Source organism: Algoriphagus ornithinivorans (genome assembly GCF_900115305.1).
Classification (GTDB): Bacteria; Bacteroidota; Bacteroidia; order Cytophagales; family Cyclobacteriaceae; genus Algoriphagus; species Algoriphagus ornithinivorans.
This window is the reverse complement of record NZ_FOVW01000003.1, coordinates 197768-216593: the sequence shown is the minus strand read 5'-3', so window position 1 is coordinate 216593 and position 18826 is coordinate 197768. Positions and strand designations below refer to the sequence as shown.

Sequence of the window (18826 nt, the reverse complement as noted above, 5' to 3'; positions counted from 1 at the left end):
TTAGCTTATGGGTAATGAGATAAGAAAACTTGCTCCATCGCCGGCTTCACTTTCAATTTTAATTTCTCCCCCATGAGCTTTTACTATATCATGGGTAATACTCAGGCCAAGGCCTGTTCCCTCGGTACCCTTTTTTGTGGTAAAAAAGGGATGTAAGATTTTGTCTTTGATTCCGTCAGGAATTCCGGGCCCATTGTCTTGGATACTGATCAGCACCTTGTTTTTCAGTCTTTTTGTTTTGATTTTCAGACTAGGTAGATATTCCCCGTTTTTGGAAGAGTTCTGCTTATCACGCATCGCATCAAAGGCGTTGTTTGCGATGTTCAAAATAACTCTTGAAAAATCCTCCATCACGAGTGTTAGCTCTCCGGCATTTTCATCCAAATCAAAATCCAGATTGACGTTGATAGGATTTTTTCCCGCCCTCATACCATGGAAAGCCAGATTGCTAAATTCTTTTACGAATTCGTTTACTCGGATTGCGCTTGTTTTTCCAGCACTTCCCCTACTGTGCTGCAGCATGGATTTTACGATCCCATCTGCCCGGCTACCGTGCTCATGCACTTTGGTTAGATTGCTTTTGACATCTGTTAAAATGTCCATGATTTCTTGTTTGATATCCGATTCATCAAGCTTTTCCAACTCTTCAAAAACTTCCTCTATCAGTTCCTTGCTCAACTCAGAGAAGTTATTCACGAAATTCAAGGGGTTTTTAATCTCATGGGCAATACCTGCGGTCAGCTGTCCTAGGCTAGCCAGCTTTTCCTGCTGAATCAATTGTTCCTGAGCAGCTTTCAGCTCTTTCAAAGCAGATTCAGCTTTGGATTTTGCTGCTTTTATCGCCACTAAATCTTTTTCTGCCTTTTTCAAGTCCTCAAAACGTTTGTACGCTAAGTCAAAAACACCAGCAAATCGGGCCAAGGTGCTTACTGCTTCTTCAGGAGGATTAGGCACATAGCCGGGCAAACTATAGCCGATTTCTCCTTGTGATGTTTTTGCCATAATAAAAGTTAGCCCTCCAATATGCTTGATATCATCCATGGTTGGGGCGTTGGGGTCTACCTTTTCGAAATCGCCTAAGGAGACCATTTTTTGAACATAGTCCATGGCGGTGTCAATATCCATCGGAAAAATCAGGGTAGGTTCACTGCCTCGTTCCCAATTGGCAACCAATGGGATATCTCCATGAATATGCCGAGGTAAGGTCATGACCATGCCTACTTGTGCTCCATCTCCAGAGGTCATGGCTTTCTCATATTTGTCAGGTAGCCAGCGCATGTACCAGAAATATTGAGCTTCGTGGCCAAGTGAAACAAATTCACTACGGATACTGACCATGATGTCTAATAGGTCAGTGGATTCCTGCATGGAAGTTACCTTGGATCGAATTCTCTCCAGTGATAGTTCGATTTGCGCTTCTTTTGCTTGAGATTCGGCATATTGAAGGTCTTCAAAACGTTTGTAGGCTATCCCAAAAACTTTGGCAAATCGAATCAAGGTATGAAGAGATTCCTCAGGAGGATTAGGGATTTTTCCCGGCAAGCTGAATCCAATTTCTCCATGAGTGGTTCGGGCGATTACAAATGTCAAACCTCCAATGGCCAAAATATCTTCTTCACTCGGCGATTTAGGATCAGCTAGTTCGTAGTGCCCGTACTTATTCATATTTTCTATGTAATCCCAGGCCTGAGAACCATCCAAATCGAGTACAAATACTGGAGAATCTGATTTCTCCCAAGAAGCCAAAGAAGGGATATTGTCATGGACAAATTTTGGGACGGAGATTATCATTCCTATCCGATCACCTTCTTCTGAAGTCATGGACATATCATAGGATTCTTTTGACCATTTCATATGCCAAAAAGAGTGTGCTCGATGTCCTAATGATACAAACTCCTTGCGCATAGCTACCACCACGTCAAAGAGTTCATTAGATTCCTGCATGGAGGTTACTTGAGACCGTATCCTTTCCAGCGACAACTCAATTTTAGCTTCTTTTGACTGAGATTCGGCCTTTTGAAGATCCTCAAATCGCTTATAGGCCAAGTCAAAAGCTGCAGCCATTTTTTTCAGAATAGAGGCAACTTCATCCTGTGGAGGCTCAAGCAAATCCAGGCTCATTCTCCCATTTTTCAAGGGTACTGTGGGATGATAGGCTTGCTCCAATTGAGTTGTGTTAAAAAATATCCGGGCCTCTTCAGCTTGCTCAGGATGCCCATTGTCTTTAAGCCATTGAACAGTATGCTGGAAGTCTCTTTTTTTCTGGATAACCACAAAATAGTCTCCAGTGTGTGCCCAGATTTTTCGCATAAAAAAATCTGGGTGAGTATCTTCTAGCTTAAAACTAATATCAAGCGGAAGATGAAGATCTTCTTCTTTCAATTCCAGTGAAGTCAGATCCCAAACTCTGCATCGCCCGTAAGGTTCTTTCAAATGAATAGTGGCAGCCGCCACCTGAGGAATATTCAAGCTCATAATTTCCTCTTTCAGCTTGTGGACCACTTCGAGAATTTCCCCTGATTGGTACATCGCTAAAGCTCTTGCCCGTACTCTTTCAACCGCCAGTTCAATCTGTGCTTCCCGGGCCTGTTCTTCTGCTTTTTTCAAGTCTAAGAATCGGGTATAAGCCCTTTCAAATTCAATGGAGAATCTTTTGAGGATGGACTTTTCCTCTGGGGTAAGCCTACGTTTTATATTGATACCAAAACATCCGAATCGCATGTAAGCTTCGGAATAGAAAATTCCTTCAGGAAAATATTCTGCTTTTAATTTTTCTGCTCCTTCAAGTAATTCCTGCCAAACCTCAAAAAATCCTGCTACTTCTGGCGGAGAAATAAACTCTTCCAACAAAACCTCAGGTTGTGCCCAAGCCTCAATACATGCTTTAGTATAAGGTTCTGATTTGTCGAGTGGATAGGTAACTTGTTTGCTCAGGTAAATTACTTTCCCATTTTCTTCTTCCGACCAACTTGCCCAAAATTGATGTTCACTATTGGGTTCATCGGGAAGCCATACATAGGAAAACTCAGAGGGGATACCCAATTCGAGTAATTGCTGATGGAAAATGGTTGAAATGGATTTGATCTCATCAGAATGCTTCATGAGCATGCTTTGAGTTCTTGTGCGTTCCAAAGCAGCTTCAATTCGGGCTTCCCTTGCCTGAGCTTCGGCTTTTTGAAGATCCAGAAATCGGGTAAAAGCCTGTTCAAACACTCTGGCAAACCGTGTGAAAACCTTTTCGTCTTCATAGGTTTCAGTCGTGATGACTAGCATATACCCATATTTGAAATAGGCGGCATGCCATTTTTGCCATGTTGGAAATTCAATGCCCTGATCTAATATCCCTTGGAAAATGGGCTGCACATCAGGAACTGTGAGCATATATTTATAATGATTTTTTAGCTCCTTACCACCATTTTCTATAGATAGAAACTCTAGGTTATTATTCCAGCCCTCATACATTTGCTTATGGGCTGGGTCCACATTGTTAGGGATTTTTAAATGCGGCATGATGCCGTTTTCATTGGCAAACCAGAATTCATCAAGCTCCGAATTTTTTTCACAGAATGCGAAGCCCGTACCCCAAAGTTCTCCGCCTAAACTCTTGAGTTGTTGAAAGAGAACCATCGCCACATCTCCTATTTCATTACTATTATGCATCGCCATGGAGCGGCTTCTTACTCTTTCCAGCGCTGATTCAATTTGGGCTTCTCTAGCCTGAGCTTCGGCTTTTTGTAAATCAAGGAAGCGGGTGTAGGCCTGGTTGAATGCTCCTGCCATTTTCAACACAATGGTTTTTGTGTCTTCACTTGGGGGAGCGGTCAGGTCGACTCCAAGCATTCCACTGGAAATTCTAGCGCAAGCCGACCATTGATGGCTTAATATTCCAGTTTCAATAGCCTTTGTAAAAATTTCCGCAATTGATGGGTCGATTTCTTCCAACTCGGGTAATGCCCTTTTTAGTTTTTCAAGGGGGTAATCGGCAATGAAATAATCTAGGTCAGTATTTTCCAGTATTTTAAAGGGAAATCCTAACATTTCATGCTTGTTGGAATCAAACTGAAACGTATAGCTGGTCTGATTTCCAATATTCCCAGGACTTGAAAAATCCCATGCTTTCACCCATCCATTTTCTTCGACCAAATAAAAAGTAACTCCGGAAAGTCCTTGTATCTGAAGCCATTGAAGTTGGCTTAATAGTTCTTTGTTTACTTTGTCGAGATCGTCTGGATGATGCATGGCCATGGATTGAGCCCGAACCCGCTCGACTGCAACCTCGATTTCTGATTTCCTGGTTTGAGCCTCAGCTCTCTGAAGGTCTAAAAACCGAGTATAAGTTTGTTCAAAAACCTGTGCGAACCGCTTGAAAACTGAGTGAGATTCAGGCACAGGTTCATAAGTGATAAATAGAATGTAGCCATATTTGAAAAAAGCCACGTGGTCTATTTGGTACTTGGGAAAAGAGATTCCAGCGGCTTTCATCTTGAGCAACTGATCACCTACTCCGGGAAGACTGCAGAGATATTCGTAATGTGAAGGACATTCTTCCTCGCTAATTTCATTGATCAATAGGGATTCACCTCTTTGACCAGCTTTATAGTAATCCAAAAAGACATTTTCTCTGGGAGTTTTATATCTGGGGAAAGTTGACTGGCCATTACTTCCCCATTCAATGGACTCTTCACCATTTTCATCGTAAATGTTAAATGCGCAAAACCAAGTTTCCACTCCTAAAGCTTGAACCTGCTTGACCAATTCTAAAGAAAGATCTGCCAGCTCATCACTTTTTTGCATGCCCATGCTACGGCTTCTCACTTTTTCAAGAGCCGTTTCAATCTGGGCTTCTCTGGCCTGGGCTTCTGCTTTTTGGAGATCAAGAAATCTGATATAAGCTTGCTCGAAAACTTTTCCGAATCGCTCAAGTATAGCCAATTCCTCTTCTGATATCGGATTTACACTGACTGTCTGAAGTCCACTATACTTGAAAAATGTAAACCCTGCCACGTATCTTTCCAAACTTTTATTAGCCTCCTGAACATGTTTGGGGAATCGTCTGAATTCTGTTTCGGAATAGAGGTATTCATCATAAATCTTTTTCTCTTCCCCTTCCAGCACATATACAAATCGCCTGTCCTGAGCTTTCCAGGCATCCCACATCGCCCGATGAAAATCATAATCCTCAAACTTCATGTAATAGGATTCAGCATCTTTACCAGTTTCAGGATTGGCCGCCCAAACGGTATTTGACAAGTCATCTCCATCGATTAAGTTGATGATGCAAAAGGTCAGGGTAAAATCAAGTCCTGTAAATTCCTGCAAAAGCGTATCTACTACCGAGGATAATTCGGATGAATGATGCATCGCGAGACTACGTGAGCGTACCCGTTCTAAGGCCGATTCTATCCGTGCTTCTTTTGCTTGTGCTTCTGCTTTTTGAAGATCAAGAAATCGGGTATAGGTTTGCTGGAATACCTTCCCGAAACGTTTTAAAATCTGGTTTTCTTCCTCGGTAAATGAGGTAGTAGTATAATTTTCAAAATACAGCCCTACATTATCCATCAGTACTGTAGAGATAGAAAGACCCGGTTGAGAAAAGTAAAATTCCTGAGTTTCCTGAGGTAAGTCTGGGATATAGTCGAAGAGCTTTCTGTAAAAGCGGTTTTTGGCTTCAAAGTCCAGAAGGTTGGTGAAAAAGTCCTTGCTTTTTGATTTTGCTTCCCGAAAACTATTCCAATGAGGTGAATCGAAATAGGGGAAAGTGATCTGGGCATGCACTTGGTTTTCATCCGCCAACCAGATATTCATGTCCTCCCGGTTTTTATAATCCATGATAAATCCCGTATGCTCAATGGGGATTTTCAGCGCTCGAAACTGCTCATACACCACCTTGATGACTTCGTGAAGTTCCCCACTTTTGTGCATGCCCATACTTCGGCTTCTCACTTTTTCAAGAGCCGTCTCAATTTGTGCTTCTCTGGCCTGGGCTTCTGCTTTTTGAAGATCTAGAAACCGGGTATAAGATTGCTCAAATACTCTCCCAAAACGTTTCAGTATCGTATTATCCGACTCTGAAAATGGAACACCTTCATGATTGATGATAAAAATGCTGGTATGTTCAGACACCACACAGGATCGGGTATATCCTCCCTTAGTTTCCAAGGTCTGTTTTTTCTCTTTGTTACTGAGCTTAGACCAAGGTTGGTGATTAAATAAAAAGGTAAAAAATTCGACTTTTTCTTCGAAGGTAAATTCCTCAGTGAAGAAACTGGGGCCTTTCTTAACTCTTTCAAGCAGGTTGGTATAAAAAGGCTTATCATAGCGGGGAATATGAATTTCTTCAGACGTTTCGGCAGTGCCCCCAGCTCCCCAGCACTTGAGCTCTGTATCCAGCTCACTGTTGATCACGATAAATGAGCCGCCGAAAATTGAGAGGTTCAAGCGAAGCAATTCTTCATGAACGGTATGAATGACAGATTGCAATTCGCTGGTCTGGTGCATAGCCAAACTTTTGGAACGAACTCTCTCCAACGCCGCTTCAATCTTAGCTTCCCGCGCCTGCTCCTCTGCCTGTTGAATATCCAAAAAGCGCCTGTACGCCAGAGTAAATACCTGGTGAAAGCGCTTGAATATATGCAGTACTTCCTGGTTTAATGCTTGATAAAGCGAAAGCCCCAAACCACCTTTTCCAATAGAAAGAAAGCAATAACTTAGTTCCTGAGATTGGTCCAAAAGTGGGTCTGAAAAATGATTTTCTTCTTTTCTATGGGCCGCAAACTCTCGAAGTTCTTTTCCCTGAATGCTCCCGATAAAGTGTCCATCTTTGGAAGCCAACATTCGCCGGACCATTTCATGTTCTACAGGACTTTTGAAATACTTGGTTAGTTCTACTACTGTTTTTTTATAGGCTGGAAAGTATTGATAGCAGAGGTAATGCCCCTTTTCTTCATCGATGATGGTAGTTTGAACATTCCGGATTTGCTCCACTCCAAAAGCATTCAACTGATCAGCTATGATTTGACAAACATCCAGCATGTCATCAGGCTTTTTCATACTCATAGCCGCGGCTCGAACTCGCTCAAGAGAAGCTTCAATTTCCAGTTCCTTGGTTTTATTCTCCAGTTCTGCAGTTCTTCTTTTGACTGCCTGTCTAAGTTCAAGGTTCTCTTGAGAGACCTTTTCCAAGGCCATGGTTTCCCCGTCTTCAACCTTCATGTCCGGAAGTGATCCATGTTGGTGGAGCACTTTCCAACCCAAGGGCGTCTCGTGAAGCAATGTGGAAATCCTTAATTTTGAATAAAAGGCCCATTCTGGCTCAGAAATCACGTAGATGTCGCAATTCTCTATGATCAAAAACATCTCCCCAATGGCTTTGGTAATGATGTTTCTGTTTCTCATCTCTGCTTTTCCTACAATCTCTTCGATCTGATTTTTAAAAAAAGCTATACCCTCAGCCTTATTGTGGCACACCTCCGTTTCAGAGGTGCCAATCATCTCAAAATCCTCATCCAGGGTGGAGGAAAAAATGGGAATATTCCCCTTGATATAGCTGTCCCAAAATTTATGGTAAACTTTCAAGGCCGAAGCTTCCCTCGAAGCATCAATATCTATCATTTTCTATGTCTAAAAAGAATTTTAAGCAGAATCCAGAGAGCTTCCTGTTCACCCACATTTGTTGGAGTTTTTACTATCCAATAGTGAATGGTGAGGGAAAAACTTTGGGGTTTTCGCCTATTTTATGTTTAGTTGAATTGCCTGTGTTTTTGGTAAAAGGCTGAGTGGCTTAGGAAAATAAAAGTTGGTTCCTTTAAAATACAAAATACAGCTTACAAACCACTATATATGTGTCTGATTTTCAATTTAATTTGACAAAAAATAAGTTGACCTGATTATGTTTTTATTGAAAAAATACAAGTTGTTGTAGGGGTGCTAATTTTCAAGATATTGCTTTATATCCTTTTGAATGGACTGTAACTGTGTAATTCTACTTTCCAGTTTGCTTATCATATTAAAAGACCGGCCCAAATCCGCGACCACATAGGATTCAAATTCCGGTTGATTTAGAAATTTTTTAAGTTCCTCTGGGGATATTCCGGGTCTTTGGTCTTCGACAGATTCTAACAGGAGATAAAAATTTTGATTGCCCTGACTGATCAAGACTTGGTCTGAACTTTCCTTATCCAAAAAGTTATTCGGTAAACTTGCCATCAGAGGTTCAAAAGTGCTTTCAATAAATCGGAGGGTGGAGGTCAGTACATTTTCGATTTCCTGAAAACTAGAATAGTATTCTACCAATTGTTTCAGTAGTATTTTATTGGAAAAAGCAGCAATTGATCCAGCACTTTTGGCAGCTTCATAACTGGTATCAAAGCTAATCGCGGACTCGCTGTAATAAAGAGGCTCGGTGTGTTTCCCAAATTCTTCAGGATTAATTGCCTCATTAGGCTGTCTTATTTCTTTGAGTAACCAGGTAAGGTTTTCAATTCTGTTTTGATAAAATTTTGTTTGAGTTTCTAATTTTTGCTGATCACTTTCAAGATCAATCAAAACTGATTGATAAAAGGAAATTTCTCTTTTATGATCATTTCGTTCTTCTTTCCAGGTATTAATCTGAAGAGCGATCAAAATTCCAATTGTCACCAATACGATCTCCCCCAAAGCATAGGTTAAATACCTAGTAATTCTATTTTCCTTTAGAAGTTTTTGACGGATTCTACGATAAAAGGAGATCATTTCAGCTGATTTTTTATGGATGTTCTCAAGCTGGAAATTTCAGCTAATGCAATTTCCATTCTGCTAATTGAGCCCTCTCGATTATCCTGAAACATTTTGAAGAGGATTATATGACTAGGATTGTTAAAAAAATCCTCCAGATTTCTGGGTTCCAATCTGTCTTCATAATCAAAATCATAGAATTCACTTTTGACCACTGGAATCCAATCTACATTGAATGAATTTTCCACATCCAATATGGCCTGATTTAGACGGAATAGGACTTCATCATAGTAGTTGATTAAATCGATTTGGAGATCCTTATCTGAAATCACATCAATCCCCTTGGATTTTAAAACTTCAAAGCCACTGGATTGAGACTTGAACCTCTCAAACCGGATGACCTTTGCCATCCATACATAGAGATTTTCCTCAAAAACTCCTTTTTCCACTTGATTTAAAATGGAATCAGTGGTTGCATTCGCGATGAGAGCTTTTTGTAGCTCCGCAGCAATCACGCTAGAGTCTCGACTTAAATTTTGATCAATGAGTGAAAGAATCTCTTGCTCAAAATTTCTTGATTTCCTGCTTTCATTCCAGTTATTCACTTGTAGAGCAATCAATATTCCGATGACTACTAAAAATATTTCTCCGAGCGCATAAACCAGGTAGCGAGTCACTCGATTTTCATGCAGGAGTTTTTGGCGGATTTTTCTGAAAAATGAGATCATCTATCTACGTTTCTGGTTGACTCTGACTCGGAAATAATTTTTTCACTAATCTCCCGGAGAACATATAAGGCATTCAAATAATTGGCTATTCCCCAAGCATGACTGTCAAGCTGGTTTTCAAACTCCAATTCCTGAAACATTTTTGGCGTAGGCGAATCGAATTTTGATTTTTCCTTCCAACTCAAAGAACTATATTGATCGATATTTTTTAGGGAGGCATTCTTTATCAAATAGGGCAATAGTAAGGTTTGAGCAGTTTCATCCAAGGTTTCGAAGCTTTCATTCTTTTCCATTATCTCACCGTTCCATTCAAAAATGAGCTTTCGTAAATTTTCGGATGAAATGAGGTTAAGATTTCCCGACGAGATTAAATCTTCAATTGCAGATTGAGAAGTGCTAAGGTCTCGAATGTTTAGACTCCTCTCGATAAGACTATCCAAATTGTAAGTTTTGAGAGTGGAATCGGGCAGCTTAAAAAGCTTCATAAGGTCCTTGGTGCAGCCTAGAATGGCTTCGTGATGTTGGATACTGGCTTGTATTTTTTCTTTGTTGCCTACAAACTCCGAATGCAAGCTTTGAAGAATCAATTTTTCTTTGTTGGATTCCTTTCTTTGCTCATTCCATGTATTGATTTGTAGAGCTATCAGGATACCTATAGTGACTAGTACAATTTCCCCAAGCGCATAAACCAGGTAGCGAGTGACCTTGTTTTGCTGAAGCAGTTTTTGGCGGATTTTTCGAAAAAATGAGATCATATTTTATTTAAAGTTAGTGGAATATCAGCCTTAGTTCCCGAGTTCACTTTCTATGAGGCTTCGGATTTGCTCCAATTCTCTTTGTAAATTATTGTATTCTAAAATCGCTATTTGATTCCAATTGATATTCATTACACAAAGGTTTTGATATTCAATGTCCTGAATAATTTTTGAATAGTATTCTTTCACTTGTTTTTCGGAATAAAAAAGTTGTTCACCTTTCGAATCGACCGTGGAAAAATTCACAATGGTCAAGGGCAGATTGCGTTGGAGATAGGGTAAAAATTCTGTTACTACAAAACGAAAATGATTGTCCTCTTCCTCTCGGATATCCTCTACTGCCTCTGACCAGGACGCCAGCCTGTATTTGAGGGAGTCATTGGAAATCAAATTGATCTGACCGGAGGAAATCAGGCTATTGATAACGCCATTTGGTGCGTTGAGCGTCACAATTCCAAGATACAAGATTGGATGATAGGCTGTTAGGGAATCTAACATTCCAGATTTCATGAATTCAAGCTTTTTTGAAAAAAAAGCAATGGATAACTCTCGTCTTTTCTGGGCATCTGCGAGTCTTTTGGTTTGATCTGCAAATTCCTCTTTCAAATCCTGCAACGCATTTTTTTCAGCTTTTTGATCAATTCGATCAAGGTTCCAGTTGTTGACTTGCACAGCAATCAGAATTCCGATGACCACCAGAAGAATTTCTCCAAGGGCATAAATTAGGTATTGAGTCAGTCTGTTTTGCTGAAGCAGTTTTTGGCGGATTTTTCTGAAAAATGAGATCATTGCTCCAGATAATTTTTAACTCGGCTTGATAAAATGAGATTGGATTCTTTATAGGTTTTGAGGTTGGTGAAAACCAGATCACTTTGGTGCAGTAGATCTACAAGGAAGTTTAATACTTCAGTTTCCTTGATAAATTCTTTAAAGTCGGTGGTAAACTCCTTTTCCAAACCCAATCGATAATTAGGAATGGATTGATAATTGGCTCCTGATTTAAGTTTATCCAGAGGATCAAATTGGGGGATGTTGTTAAAGTTAAAGGCGCTGGCTTTTTGTTGATAAATCTCCAAAGACCACTCTAAATATTGCTTGGAATAGTAAGTAATGATTTCCTCGGATAGGTTTTTGTCTTTGATTTCTTGAAGAAGACCACTTCCGTAAAGGGTTTGGTAGCTGGTATTGAATTTGGAAAATTTCCGAAATTCGAATGTGTTCATGAAATATTGACCAAGCTCTTTATTGGTATGGACCTCCTTCCCTTGGTAGTTTAAAATTATTTTTTGAATGCCGTCCGTAATCTCTCCATAATAGCCAATCAAAAAATCAATACGCTTTGCTTCCAAATTCAAATCAGCCTGAACCCCGATTAAAAGCTGCTCTATTTCTTTTTTTTCATCGGCCAATTCTTTTTGGATATTCAATTGTAACGCAATCAAAATACCGATGACCACCAGAAGAATTTCTCCAAGGGCATAAATTAGGTATCGAGTCAATCGATTTTGCTGAAGCAGTTTTTGGCGGATTTTTCGAAAAAATGAAATCAATAGAGCAAAATTTTCTCGAGAAGATACTAAAAAATCCCTGATTATTAGTGCATTACTAAAGTATGTGGTTTACTTCGATTAGAAATTACTACACATTGATCTTTGTCTTGACCAATTAGCTGCGAAAAATGTTTTGCCTAACTGACAGGTATCGCGGGTTCAAGATCAACCCCGGCCTTTCTAGATGTTCATTATTCAAGACGTTTAAGCTCTGTGTCCAGGTCGCTGATCATGGTCTCTACGTCTTCTTTCAAATTAGCATAAAAGTAATCTAGATATGATTGAGTTCTATTTCTGTGAGTTTTGAGAAAATAAAGGAATTCAATGTCACTTTTTAATGCCTCAAAATCCAGCGGAATTAGCTCTCCCTCAAAATTGGATTTTGGGAAGTTGAACCCAGATTCAAACCTTCCGGGAAGTATATGCCTCAATCCATAATGGACTTCATCCAATTCCTCTGATTCGGCTTGGAGAAAAAAATCATACTGTGAATCATAAACTTTGACAAGTTTGGTCCGGATGTCCGGATTGGATATGATATCCAAACCTTTAGACTTGAGGGTTTCAAAGGCACTGGTAGAATGCACAAAATGAATGGGTAATAATGTATAGTTAAATAATGCTGCAAGAGAATCATGATATTGTCCATCATTTTCCAATAAATCAATAAAGGTCTCTAGTGCGAAAAGTGATCTTTTAAAATCATTGATGTTGAGATTGATGTCTTTTAGGTCTGTTTTAAGTTCTGCTCTGCAGCCTTTCAGGATTTCAATTTCCTCCTTTTTTCTTTTTTGATTTTCGCCATAATTATTCAATTCAAAGGCAATAAAAATACCAATGACCAGTACAATTATCTCCAGTATATACTCTGGCCATTTTTCTTTGAGGGCGGAAAGGATTCGTTTCATTGTTTGAGTTCTTTTTGGATCAGTTCAATTAGTTTCTGGTTTTGGGCCAGAACAATTTCAAGATTGAATTCCACGTTTTTACATTTTATGGATGCTTCCAGTAGTAGTTGTTGAAATTTAGGTGAACGTGTAAGAAGTCTAAGGCCTTCTTTATCAATAAATTCAGACGATATCCCTTTTTTATTTATGCCCTTATTCTCAAACCAATTGGATAATAGTTGGACATTTTGATCGGCCAAAAAGACCCGAATTCTCTTTTCCATTAATTCCTGAAATTGAGAAAATCCATCATCCAGATCGATTAAATTTCTAAAGTAAGTCTTGATTTCATTTCGGATTTCCTCTCTTGAGATTTTTTCAGAAATAAGTGGGTCGTTCTTGATTGCAATTGGATTATAGTAGATCATGTATCGAATCAAATTAGGGTTCTCGACTTCAAGGCCCAACCCTTTAATACCGATTTCATAAAGCGCCTGATGAAGGGCATTAATTTGTTTCAAACTTTCCAGATTTTCATTGAATGAAAGCGAATCCGCTCTTAAATCCTGAACAAGATTTTTGAGAATAGCCTCTTCTTTAAGTTTTGCTTTTCTAGCTTCATTCCAATTATTCACCTGCAGAGCCAATAGAATACCGATCATTACCAAGAGAATTTCTCCCGTTGCATACGCCAGATATTGAGTGATCCGGTGTTGATTTAAAAGTTTCTGTCGGATTTTTCTAAAAAATGAAATCATGTGCTTAAAGGGTTTTTAAGTAATCAGACAGTTCTTTCATCAGTTGTTCCGCATCAATTTTAGCCCGCTGAAGAAAACTGATATGCAAAAGATGGGATCTAGTGATGTTCTTGGTTTCGAACTCGAATTCATTTGAATTTCTTATTTTATCAAGGATCATCTTGAATTCTGAATCGGATACCTTCAGTTGTACGGGTATAATTTCCTTGTTCCCGAAGCTGACACTAATTTCCTCGAAAAGAACCTGTAAAAGTGGTGATAGGGGCAAAGCATCTATTCCTTTGGGAAGGTATCCTTTCCACATTCTGTCAATGTATTCGTCAAACCATTCTTCAGCAATGTTGCCGTAGTAGCTGCTTGTAGAGTTAAAGATCCTTTTATTCGTAATGATGTTGGCATTTCCTGTACTGATCAAGTCCTCAAAAGTATCCCGATGAATAATAGGGCGATTGGTGCGTCCAATGGTTTGGATGGAAAGTAAAAAATTGGCGGTATCTGGGATGATAGGTTTTTCTGCGGTGATTATACCATAAAGTAGTTGAGACTCTTCAAATCGAATCTTGGTGTTTTTTAATTCAATATTAAAATTGGAGGTGTCCTTGGCCAAGTCTTCAATTAATCTGATGACATATTCTTTCTCCAGAGCTTTTGCCTTGTTTTGGTCATTCCAACTATTCAAGGCGTAAGCACCCAAAATACCGATGGTAATCACCAGAATCTCCAGTATATACTCTGGCCATTTTTCTTTGAGGGCGGAAAGGATTCGTTTCATTGTTTGAGTTCTTTTTGGATTAGTTCCTTTAATTGATTGGCATGATCGATAAGCGAAATAGCTTCTGTATAGGATACTATAAAATTGGTGTTTCTGAGCGCCAAATGATTTAAAAACTCTTGGTTTGTAAGGAGTTGATCGTAATCACTTTTTATTGAAAGTTTTGTCGTTTGGTAATTCTGGTTGGTAGAATTTGAAGTTATAAATGAATTCCCGTCGAGCGTGTTAAACAATTCAGGTATAGCTGCATACTTAGCGAGTTCTTCTATGAAAGTTCCCATGAAAATTTCATTGGCATAGACTTCTTCTTCAATGAAATCATCGATCATACCCGGCCAACTGATCAACTTTTCTTTTATTTCTTCATTCTGAATTAGGCTTATTTTCCCTGTTGAAAACAGCAATTCTAAAGTCCCCATTTTTCCATTGTAGGTAGGGCGTACCATGGTTTTCCCAAATAGCGTGTCCAATTCATATTTAGAACTGTTGGGTATATCCGAGGAAAGCTCAAGAATTCGAAGGCTGGCAATTATGGCGTTTTCCCTGAGATTGTTTAAGAATTCAAGTTCTGCGATGGTATTTTCTAAATCATTTTGAAGATTTTCCAGAATAGCCCGCTCTTCCAATTTATCTTTTCGGCCTTCATTCCAGTTATTCAGGGCAAATGCGCCCAAGATACCGATGATCAGCACCAAAATCTCGATCAGGTATTCCGGCCATTTTTGTTTGAGTGAGGAAAGGATTCGTTTCATAACTGGATGGATTTTAATCAACGTTTAAGTAACTCTTGGTCTATTTGTTCAATTAAAGATCTTGCCTCAATCAATGAATAGTCCATCTCATCTTTGATCTGTGAGAAAAGAAATCTCTTGAAATTACTAAGACCCTGAAAGGAAGCTGCCAAGTGGGAATAATCCACTTTTTCCCATACCAGAGAATCAATCAGCCATCCCTGATCGTGGTTTTCAGTAGATCCAAAAGTATAGCGGTCTACATAGTCTGATACTTTGGTTCGATAATCTTCAGTAGTCCTGTTGATTTGTGTTTTTTGAAAGTCCTTTTGATTATAGAAATCCCTGATTTTATTATTCAAAGAATCCGGTAGATATACCAACAATCCGAACTCGGACAAACTATTGTAGGCATTTATATTATATGTAAGTGCTTCTGTCCAGTTGGGATTATATTCGAATCGTGCTATTTGAAGCAAAGTATCAATGCTTGCATTTTCATGAGCTACTCTACTTCTAAAAGACTCATTGATCTCGTACTGGTGTACAATTTCGGGATAGTAGGCATGAATCATTAAGGTATCATTTATCAAATCTGACCGGAGTGCAATCAATAGCTCTTTAATTTGATTTTGAGCTTTTCTATTTTCATTCCAGTTATTGACCTGTAGCGCAATCAATATTCCTATGACCACTAATAATATTTCTCCGACCGCGTATGCCAGATAGCGAGTCACTCGATTTTGATGGAGCAGTTTTTGGCGGATTTTGTGGAAAAATGAGATCATGTATTCAATGAATAATCAATTTTGGGACAAATAACATTTGTTTTCGAGTAGTGGAGTAAGGTCCTTGATTTTAGCCAAAATAGAACTATAGTGAAGGTTGTTTCTATAATTAACGGCAATAAGCAAGGAGGCTACATGTCTAAGTTCTTTCAGTTGCAGAGGAGTAAGGGGATTTCGATCGAGTAATTCTTTCCTGATTATGGTCGTATCGAGCCCTTCTTTCAAAAAGGTATTATCTATAAAACCTATAGCATGAAAGTCATCTATTTCGAACATTTCGTCAAGCCCAATTCGGCCATTTGTGGAGATATTATTTGCTAGACCTTCAGCCTCTTGGAGATATGTTCCTACCTGGTCCACGATAGTTTGATCGGTAAATGTATTTAGATTTCCACTTGATTTTAGGTCATTATATCCAGCTGAAATCGGGGTAAACTGGTAACTTATCTTCGATGTAGCTTGAAGCATTAATTCGATAGATTTCTCCTTTTCAGGAGTATCTAAAAGTAATTCTCTAAGTAGTTCATTGCTTTTGATCAATCGTAGTCCGCTTTCCTCTTGAAGGATATTCAGCTGGATCTCATCTTGTTTTATATCCGCCAAAAACCTGCAATAATAGTCCTCTACAAGGCTTCTGTTTTTTGAATTTTCATTCCAGTTATTCAGTGCAAAAGCTCCTAAAATACCTATGGTAATTACCAGAATTTCTAGGATATATTCTGGCCATTTGTCATTGAGGATAGAGAGGATGCGTTTCATAAATTAAAAATTACCTGAAATGATTTGCATGAGTTCTATGGTTTCTCCATCTGGACCTGTGAAGAAAGCGGTTTTAGCTTGTATGCTTTCCGTTTCCACCTGCGTAATCGGCCTAGAGGATAATCCTCCCGCTTTAATAATTCGCTCACTGGCTAACTCAATATCCTCCACCTCTATCCCCACATGTGCATAGCTGGCCCTAGTATTATTGGGAAGAGAATCAAGTGTTTCTCCAATTTCCAAAGCGAAATAATGTCCTGGAAATTTTAGTAAAGCCAAATTGATCTCTTGTTCTATCGTCTGGCCATCTTCCAAGGTTCGCTTTAATTTTTTGATGTGCTTGGTCACTTCCAAATCGAAAGCTGAGGTATAAAAATCCAATGATTTATCCATATCTGATACATGCAAATACACATGGTTAAATTGTGGTGACCTAGGACTTGTTGCTGTATTGGACTCACAACTCAAAATTGCCAGAAATACTAAAAATGGGAGAACCCTCTCTTGAATTGATTGACAAAGTACTGTTTTCATTTTTCTATGTTTTAGTAAAAATTTTAGGATTCAATTATTTTTAAATGTTCTCCCTGCTTTTCAAGTTGCGGGATTTCATTCCAGCTTTTATCTGAAGAGCTACCAATATTCCTTTGACCATTACTAATATTTCTCCGACCGCGTAAGCCAAGTAACGAGTCACTCGGTTTTGTTGGAGCAGTTTTTGCCGGATTTTGCGGAAAAGACTAATCATGGTCTAGCTCATTTCTAATTAGAAGTAAGGTTTCATTACAAAATTCCTGAGCTGCGATGACTGCATCCATTTGGGTCACTAAGTAGTTCATTAAAGTTTGGTTCACATAGAATGGGTCTTTCAAAAGTTGATTGATTTCTTCCTCAGTGGGTTCATTTATATTTTTCACTTTGAGGCTTACATAATTTACCACCAATTGACCCTTTTCCTGACCGATTTTCAATTTCCGGGTCAAGTCATCGTAAGTGTTATAGATAGATACGATTTTTCGTCTAAGCTCTGCATTGGAAATTAGGCTCAGTCCATTCCCGTAGGTCAGTTCGTCCAAGGTGTTGGAATTAGGAATAAAATCTACCAGAATATTATATTGATTTAGGAAATTGGCATTTATAGAGTCGCGGTTGGCTGGCTTGCCTTCGATGTGATTTGAAAAAACAAGTTTGTAGCGAACAGCATTCTGAAGGGTGGCAGAAATTTCCTGGAGGCTAAGAGAATCCGCTTTCAAATCCTCCAACAGGTTGGTTAAAAATGCTTTTTCCCGCTTCTTATTTTTATTTGCCTCATTCCAATTATTGATGGCCAAGGCAATTAATATCCCGATCACAACCAGGACAATTTCCCCAATAGCATAAGCCAAGTACCGAGTTACTCGATTCTCTTTGAGCAGTTTTTGGCGGATTTTGCGGAAATAGGGAATCAATTTTTATTGAGATATGACATGATAGCTTGTTTTAAATCTTCATTCTTTTGAGCGAATCGTTCAATGTTTGATCGCATTATTCTCAGTTTGACTCCTGATTCGAATAAAACCTGCCTGATTTCTTCATTTTTAAATTCTTCAAAAAATCGTTCGTCATTGATCAAATCAAATTTCTGTCTATCGGTTTCAATTTGCTGACCAAAATTCAGCAGCTTTTTTTCCGCCAGAAATGGTCTTACCATGACTTCTATGATTTCATTATGATTTAAAATAGTGAATTCCAGCCAATCAATGAGTAAATAATGATCTAAAAGAATCTTCCGCAATTCTTGATCTTTTACCTCATTGGGTAGATTGGAATTATTCTTTTTGATTATTAAAATATTGGGTTCTGAAGCCCGGATCAGGTCCAAGTTCCCGACCGCATCTTCAGTTATTTTATTTTCTGAAAGTAATATAAGGTTGTGGTGAACAGCTAGGATTTTATCCGTTCGAGACTTGATACTATCGATGCTTATCGAATCTGTTTTCAGGTTTTCCAAAGCGAAAAACAATTGCTCTCGCTCTTTTTTATGCTCCTTTCGCTCCTCATTCCAGTTATTTACCTGTAGGGCAATCAAAATCCCGATGACCACCAAGAATATCTCACCCAAAGCATAGATTAGGTATCTCGTGACCCTATTTTGGGTTAAGAGTTTCTGGCGGATTTTTCGGAAAAATGAGATCATTTTTATCAATCAACGATTTGATTTTCAATTAACTCTAAAATAGTGAGAATCTTATCTCTCAGGGTTTCTGATTCCCAATTGACTCCAATATTTATTAAAACTGCATTGGATAAAATACCTTCAACTTTTATATCATTAAGAATTTCTTTTACTGTAGGTGCATTTTTGGAGGGACTTAGAGATATTTCCTTTCTATTATTTATATCCATG

The 18826-nt window shown here is 38.8% G+C and carries 17 protein-coding genes; all 17 read right to left on the bottom strand.

Annotation, left to right across the window (positions count from 1 at the left end; all coding sequences use genetic code 11):
• The 17 genes from BM073_RS05335 to BM073_RS05260 all read right to left on the bottom strand — a co-directional run bounded on the left by BM073_RS05335 (position 1) and on the right by BM073_RS05260 (position 18825).
• Entirely contained in the window at positions 1-7611 is a 7611-nt protein-coding gene (locus BM073_RS05335) for an ATP-binding protein (RefSeq protein WP_091651494.1), read from the bottom strand.
• Between the two features lie 315 nt (positions 7612-7926).
• Complete coding sequence (locus BM073_RS05330) at positions 7927-8730, bottom strand: DUF6090 family protein (protein WP_091651491.1); 804 nt, start codon at positions 8728-8730, stop codon at positions 7927-7929.
• Positions 8727-9440 carry a DUF6090 family protein gene (locus tag BM073_RS05325; RefSeq protein ID WP_091651488.1) on the bottom strand — a complete coding sequence of 238 codons (714 nt, stop codon included), beginning with the start codon at positions 9438-9440 and terminating at the stop codon, positions 8727-8729. The genes BM073_RS05330 and BM073_RS05325 overlap by 4 nt, the downstream gene beginning before the upstream one ends.
• Positions 9437-10195 carry a DUF6090 family protein gene (locus tag BM073_RS05320; protein ID WP_091651487.1) on the bottom strand — a complete coding sequence of 253 codons (759 nt, stop codon included), beginning with the start codon at positions 10193-10195 and terminating at the stop codon, positions 9437-9439. Before BM073_RS05320 ends, BM073_RS05325 begins: the two co-directional genes overlap by 4 nt.
• 30 nt (positions 10196-10225) lie before the next feature.
• Positions 10226-10984: a hypothetical protein gene (locus BM073_RS05315; protein WP_091651485.1), complete on the bottom strand. Its 759-nt coding sequence runs from the start codon at positions 10982-10984 to the stop codon at positions 10226-10228.
• Positions 10981-11745, bottom strand: coding sequence for a hypothetical protein (locus BM073_RS05310; protein WP_091651483.1), 765 nt, complete (start codon positions 11743-11745; stop codon positions 10981-10983). The genes BM073_RS05315 and BM073_RS05310 overlap by 4 nt, the downstream gene beginning before the upstream one ends.
• A 191-nt stretch (positions 11746-11936) precedes the next feature.
• Positions 11937-12653: a DUF6090 family protein gene (locus BM073_RS05305; RefSeq protein ID WP_091651480.1), complete on the bottom strand. Its 717-nt coding sequence runs from the start codon at positions 12651-12653 to the stop codon at positions 11937-11939.
• Positions 12650-13390 carry a DUF6090 family protein gene (locus BM073_RS05300; RefSeq protein WP_091651478.1) on the bottom strand — a complete coding sequence of 247 codons (741 nt, stop codon included), beginning with the start codon at positions 13388-13390 and terminating at the stop codon, positions 12650-12652. Before BM073_RS05300 ends, BM073_RS05305 begins: the two co-directional genes overlap by 4 nt.
• Positions 13391-13394: 4 nt before the next feature.
• Positions 13395-14162 carry a hypothetical protein gene (locus BM073_RS05295; RefSeq protein WP_091651475.1) on the bottom strand — a complete coding sequence of 256 codons (768 nt, stop codon included), beginning with the start codon at positions 14160-14162 and terminating at the stop codon, positions 13395-13397.
• Positions 14159-14914, bottom strand: coding sequence for a DUF6090 family protein (locus BM073_RS05290; RefSeq protein ID WP_139217445.1), 756 nt, complete (start codon positions 14912-14914; stop codon positions 14159-14161). The genes BM073_RS05295 and BM073_RS05290 overlap by 4 nt, the downstream gene beginning before the upstream one ends.
• 17 nt (positions 14915-14931) lie before the next feature.
• Positions 14932-15681, bottom strand: a complete 750-nt coding sequence (locus BM073_RS05285) for a DUF6090 family protein (RefSeq protein WP_091651469.1) — start codon at positions 15679-15681, stop codon at positions 14932-14934.
• Positions 15682-15696: 15 nt separating this feature from the next.
• Positions 15697-16440 (bottom strand): DUF6090 family protein, encoded by a 744-nt coding sequence (locus tag BM073_RS05280; protein WP_091651464.1) that lies wholly within the window; start codon positions 16438-16440, stop codon positions 15697-15699.
• A gap of 3 nt (positions 16441-16443) precedes the next feature.
• Positions 16444-16974 (bottom strand): VOC family protein, encoded by a 531-nt coding sequence (locus tag BM073_RS05275; protein ID WP_091651461.1) that lies wholly within the window; start codon positions 16972-16974, stop codon positions 16444-16446.
• Between the two features lie 40 nt (positions 16975-17014).
• Positions 17015-17188 carry a hypothetical protein gene (locus BM073_RS18030; RefSeq protein WP_175557851.1) on the bottom strand — a complete coding sequence of 58 codons (174 nt, stop codon included), beginning with the start codon at positions 17186-17188 and terminating at the stop codon, positions 17015-17017.
• Positions 17181-17888 (bottom strand): DUF6090 family protein, encoded by a 708-nt coding sequence (locus BM073_RS05270; protein WP_091651458.1) that lies wholly within the window; start codon positions 17886-17888, stop codon positions 17181-17183. The genes BM073_RS18030 and BM073_RS05270 overlap by 8 nt, the downstream gene beginning before the upstream one ends.
• On the bottom strand, positions 17885-18616 hold the full coding sequence (locus BM073_RS05265) for a DUF6090 family protein (RefSeq protein WP_139217444.1): 732 nt from the start codon (positions 18614-18616) through the stop codon (positions 17885-17887). The genes BM073_RS05270 and BM073_RS05265 overlap by 4 nt, the downstream gene beginning before the upstream one ends.
• 5 nt (positions 18617-18621) lie before the next feature.
• A complete protein-coding gene (locus BM073_RS05260) occupies positions 18622-18825 on the bottom strand; it encodes a hypothetical protein (protein WP_091651453.1) in 204 nt (67 codons plus the stop codon).
• Position 18826 lies beyond the last annotated feature (1 nt).

Bases quoted from the DNA above. Each gene is read 5' to 3' on its own strand.
- BM073_RS05325 (WP_091651488.1), bottom strand. From the start codon at position 9,440: ATGATCTCATTTTTCAGAAAAATCCGCCAAAAACTCCTGCATGAAAAT.
- BM073_RS05290 (WP_139217445.1), bottom strand. From the start codon at position 14,914: ATGAAACGAATCCTTTCCTCACTCAAACAAAAATGGCCGGAATACCTG.
- BM073_RS05335 (WP_091651494.1), bottom strand. From the start codon at position 7,611: ATGATAGATATTGATGCTTCGAGGGAAGCTTCGGCCTTGAAAGTTTAC.
- BM073_RS05275 (WP_091651461.1), bottom strand. From the start codon at position 16,974: ATGAAAACAGTACTTTGTCAATCAATTCAAGAGAGGGTTCTCCCATTT.
- BM073_RS18030 (WP_175557851.1), bottom strand. From the start codon at position 17,188: ATGATTAGTCTTTTCCGCAAAATCCGGCAAAAACTGCTCCAACAAAAC.
- BM073_RS05280 (WP_091651464.1), bottom strand. From the start codon at position 16,440: ATGAAACGCATCCTCTCTATCCTCAATGACAAATGGCCAGAATATATC.
- BM073_RS05260 (WP_091651453.1), bottom strand. From the start codon at position 18,825: ATGGATATAAATAATAGAAAGGAAATATCTCTAAGTCCCTCCAAAAAT.
- BM073_RS05320 (WP_091651487.1), bottom strand. From the start codon at position 10,195: ATGATCTCATTTTTTCGAAAAATCCGCCAAAAACTGCTTCAGCAAAAC.
- BM073_RS05315 (WP_091651485.1), bottom strand. From the start codon at position 10,984: ATGATCTCATTTTTCAGAAAAATCCGCCAAAAACTGCTTCAGCAAAAC.
- BM073_RS05295 (WP_091651475.1), bottom strand. From the start codon at position 14,162: ATGAAACGAATCCTTTCCGCCCTCAAAGAAAAATGGCCAGAGTATATA.
- BM073_RS05305 (WP_091651480.1), bottom strand. From the start codon at position 12,653: ATGAAACGAATCCTTTCCGCCCTCAAAGAAAAATGGCCAGAGTATATA.
- BM073_RS05285 (WP_091651469.1), bottom strand. From the start codon at position 15,681: ATGATCTCATTTTTCCACAAAATCCGCCAAAAACTGCTCCATCAAAAT.
- BM073_RS05330 (WP_091651491.1), bottom strand. From the start codon at position 8,730: ATGATCTCCTTTTATCGTAGAATCCGTCAAAAACTTCTAAAGGAAAAT.
- BM073_RS05300 (WP_091651478.1), bottom strand. From the start codon at position 13,390: ATGATTTCATTTTTTAGAAAAATCCGACAGAAACTTTTAAATCAACAC.
- BM073_RS05265 (WP_139217444.1), bottom strand. From the start codon at position 18,616: ATGATCTCATTTTTCCGAAAAATCCGCCAGAAACTCTTAACCCAAAAT.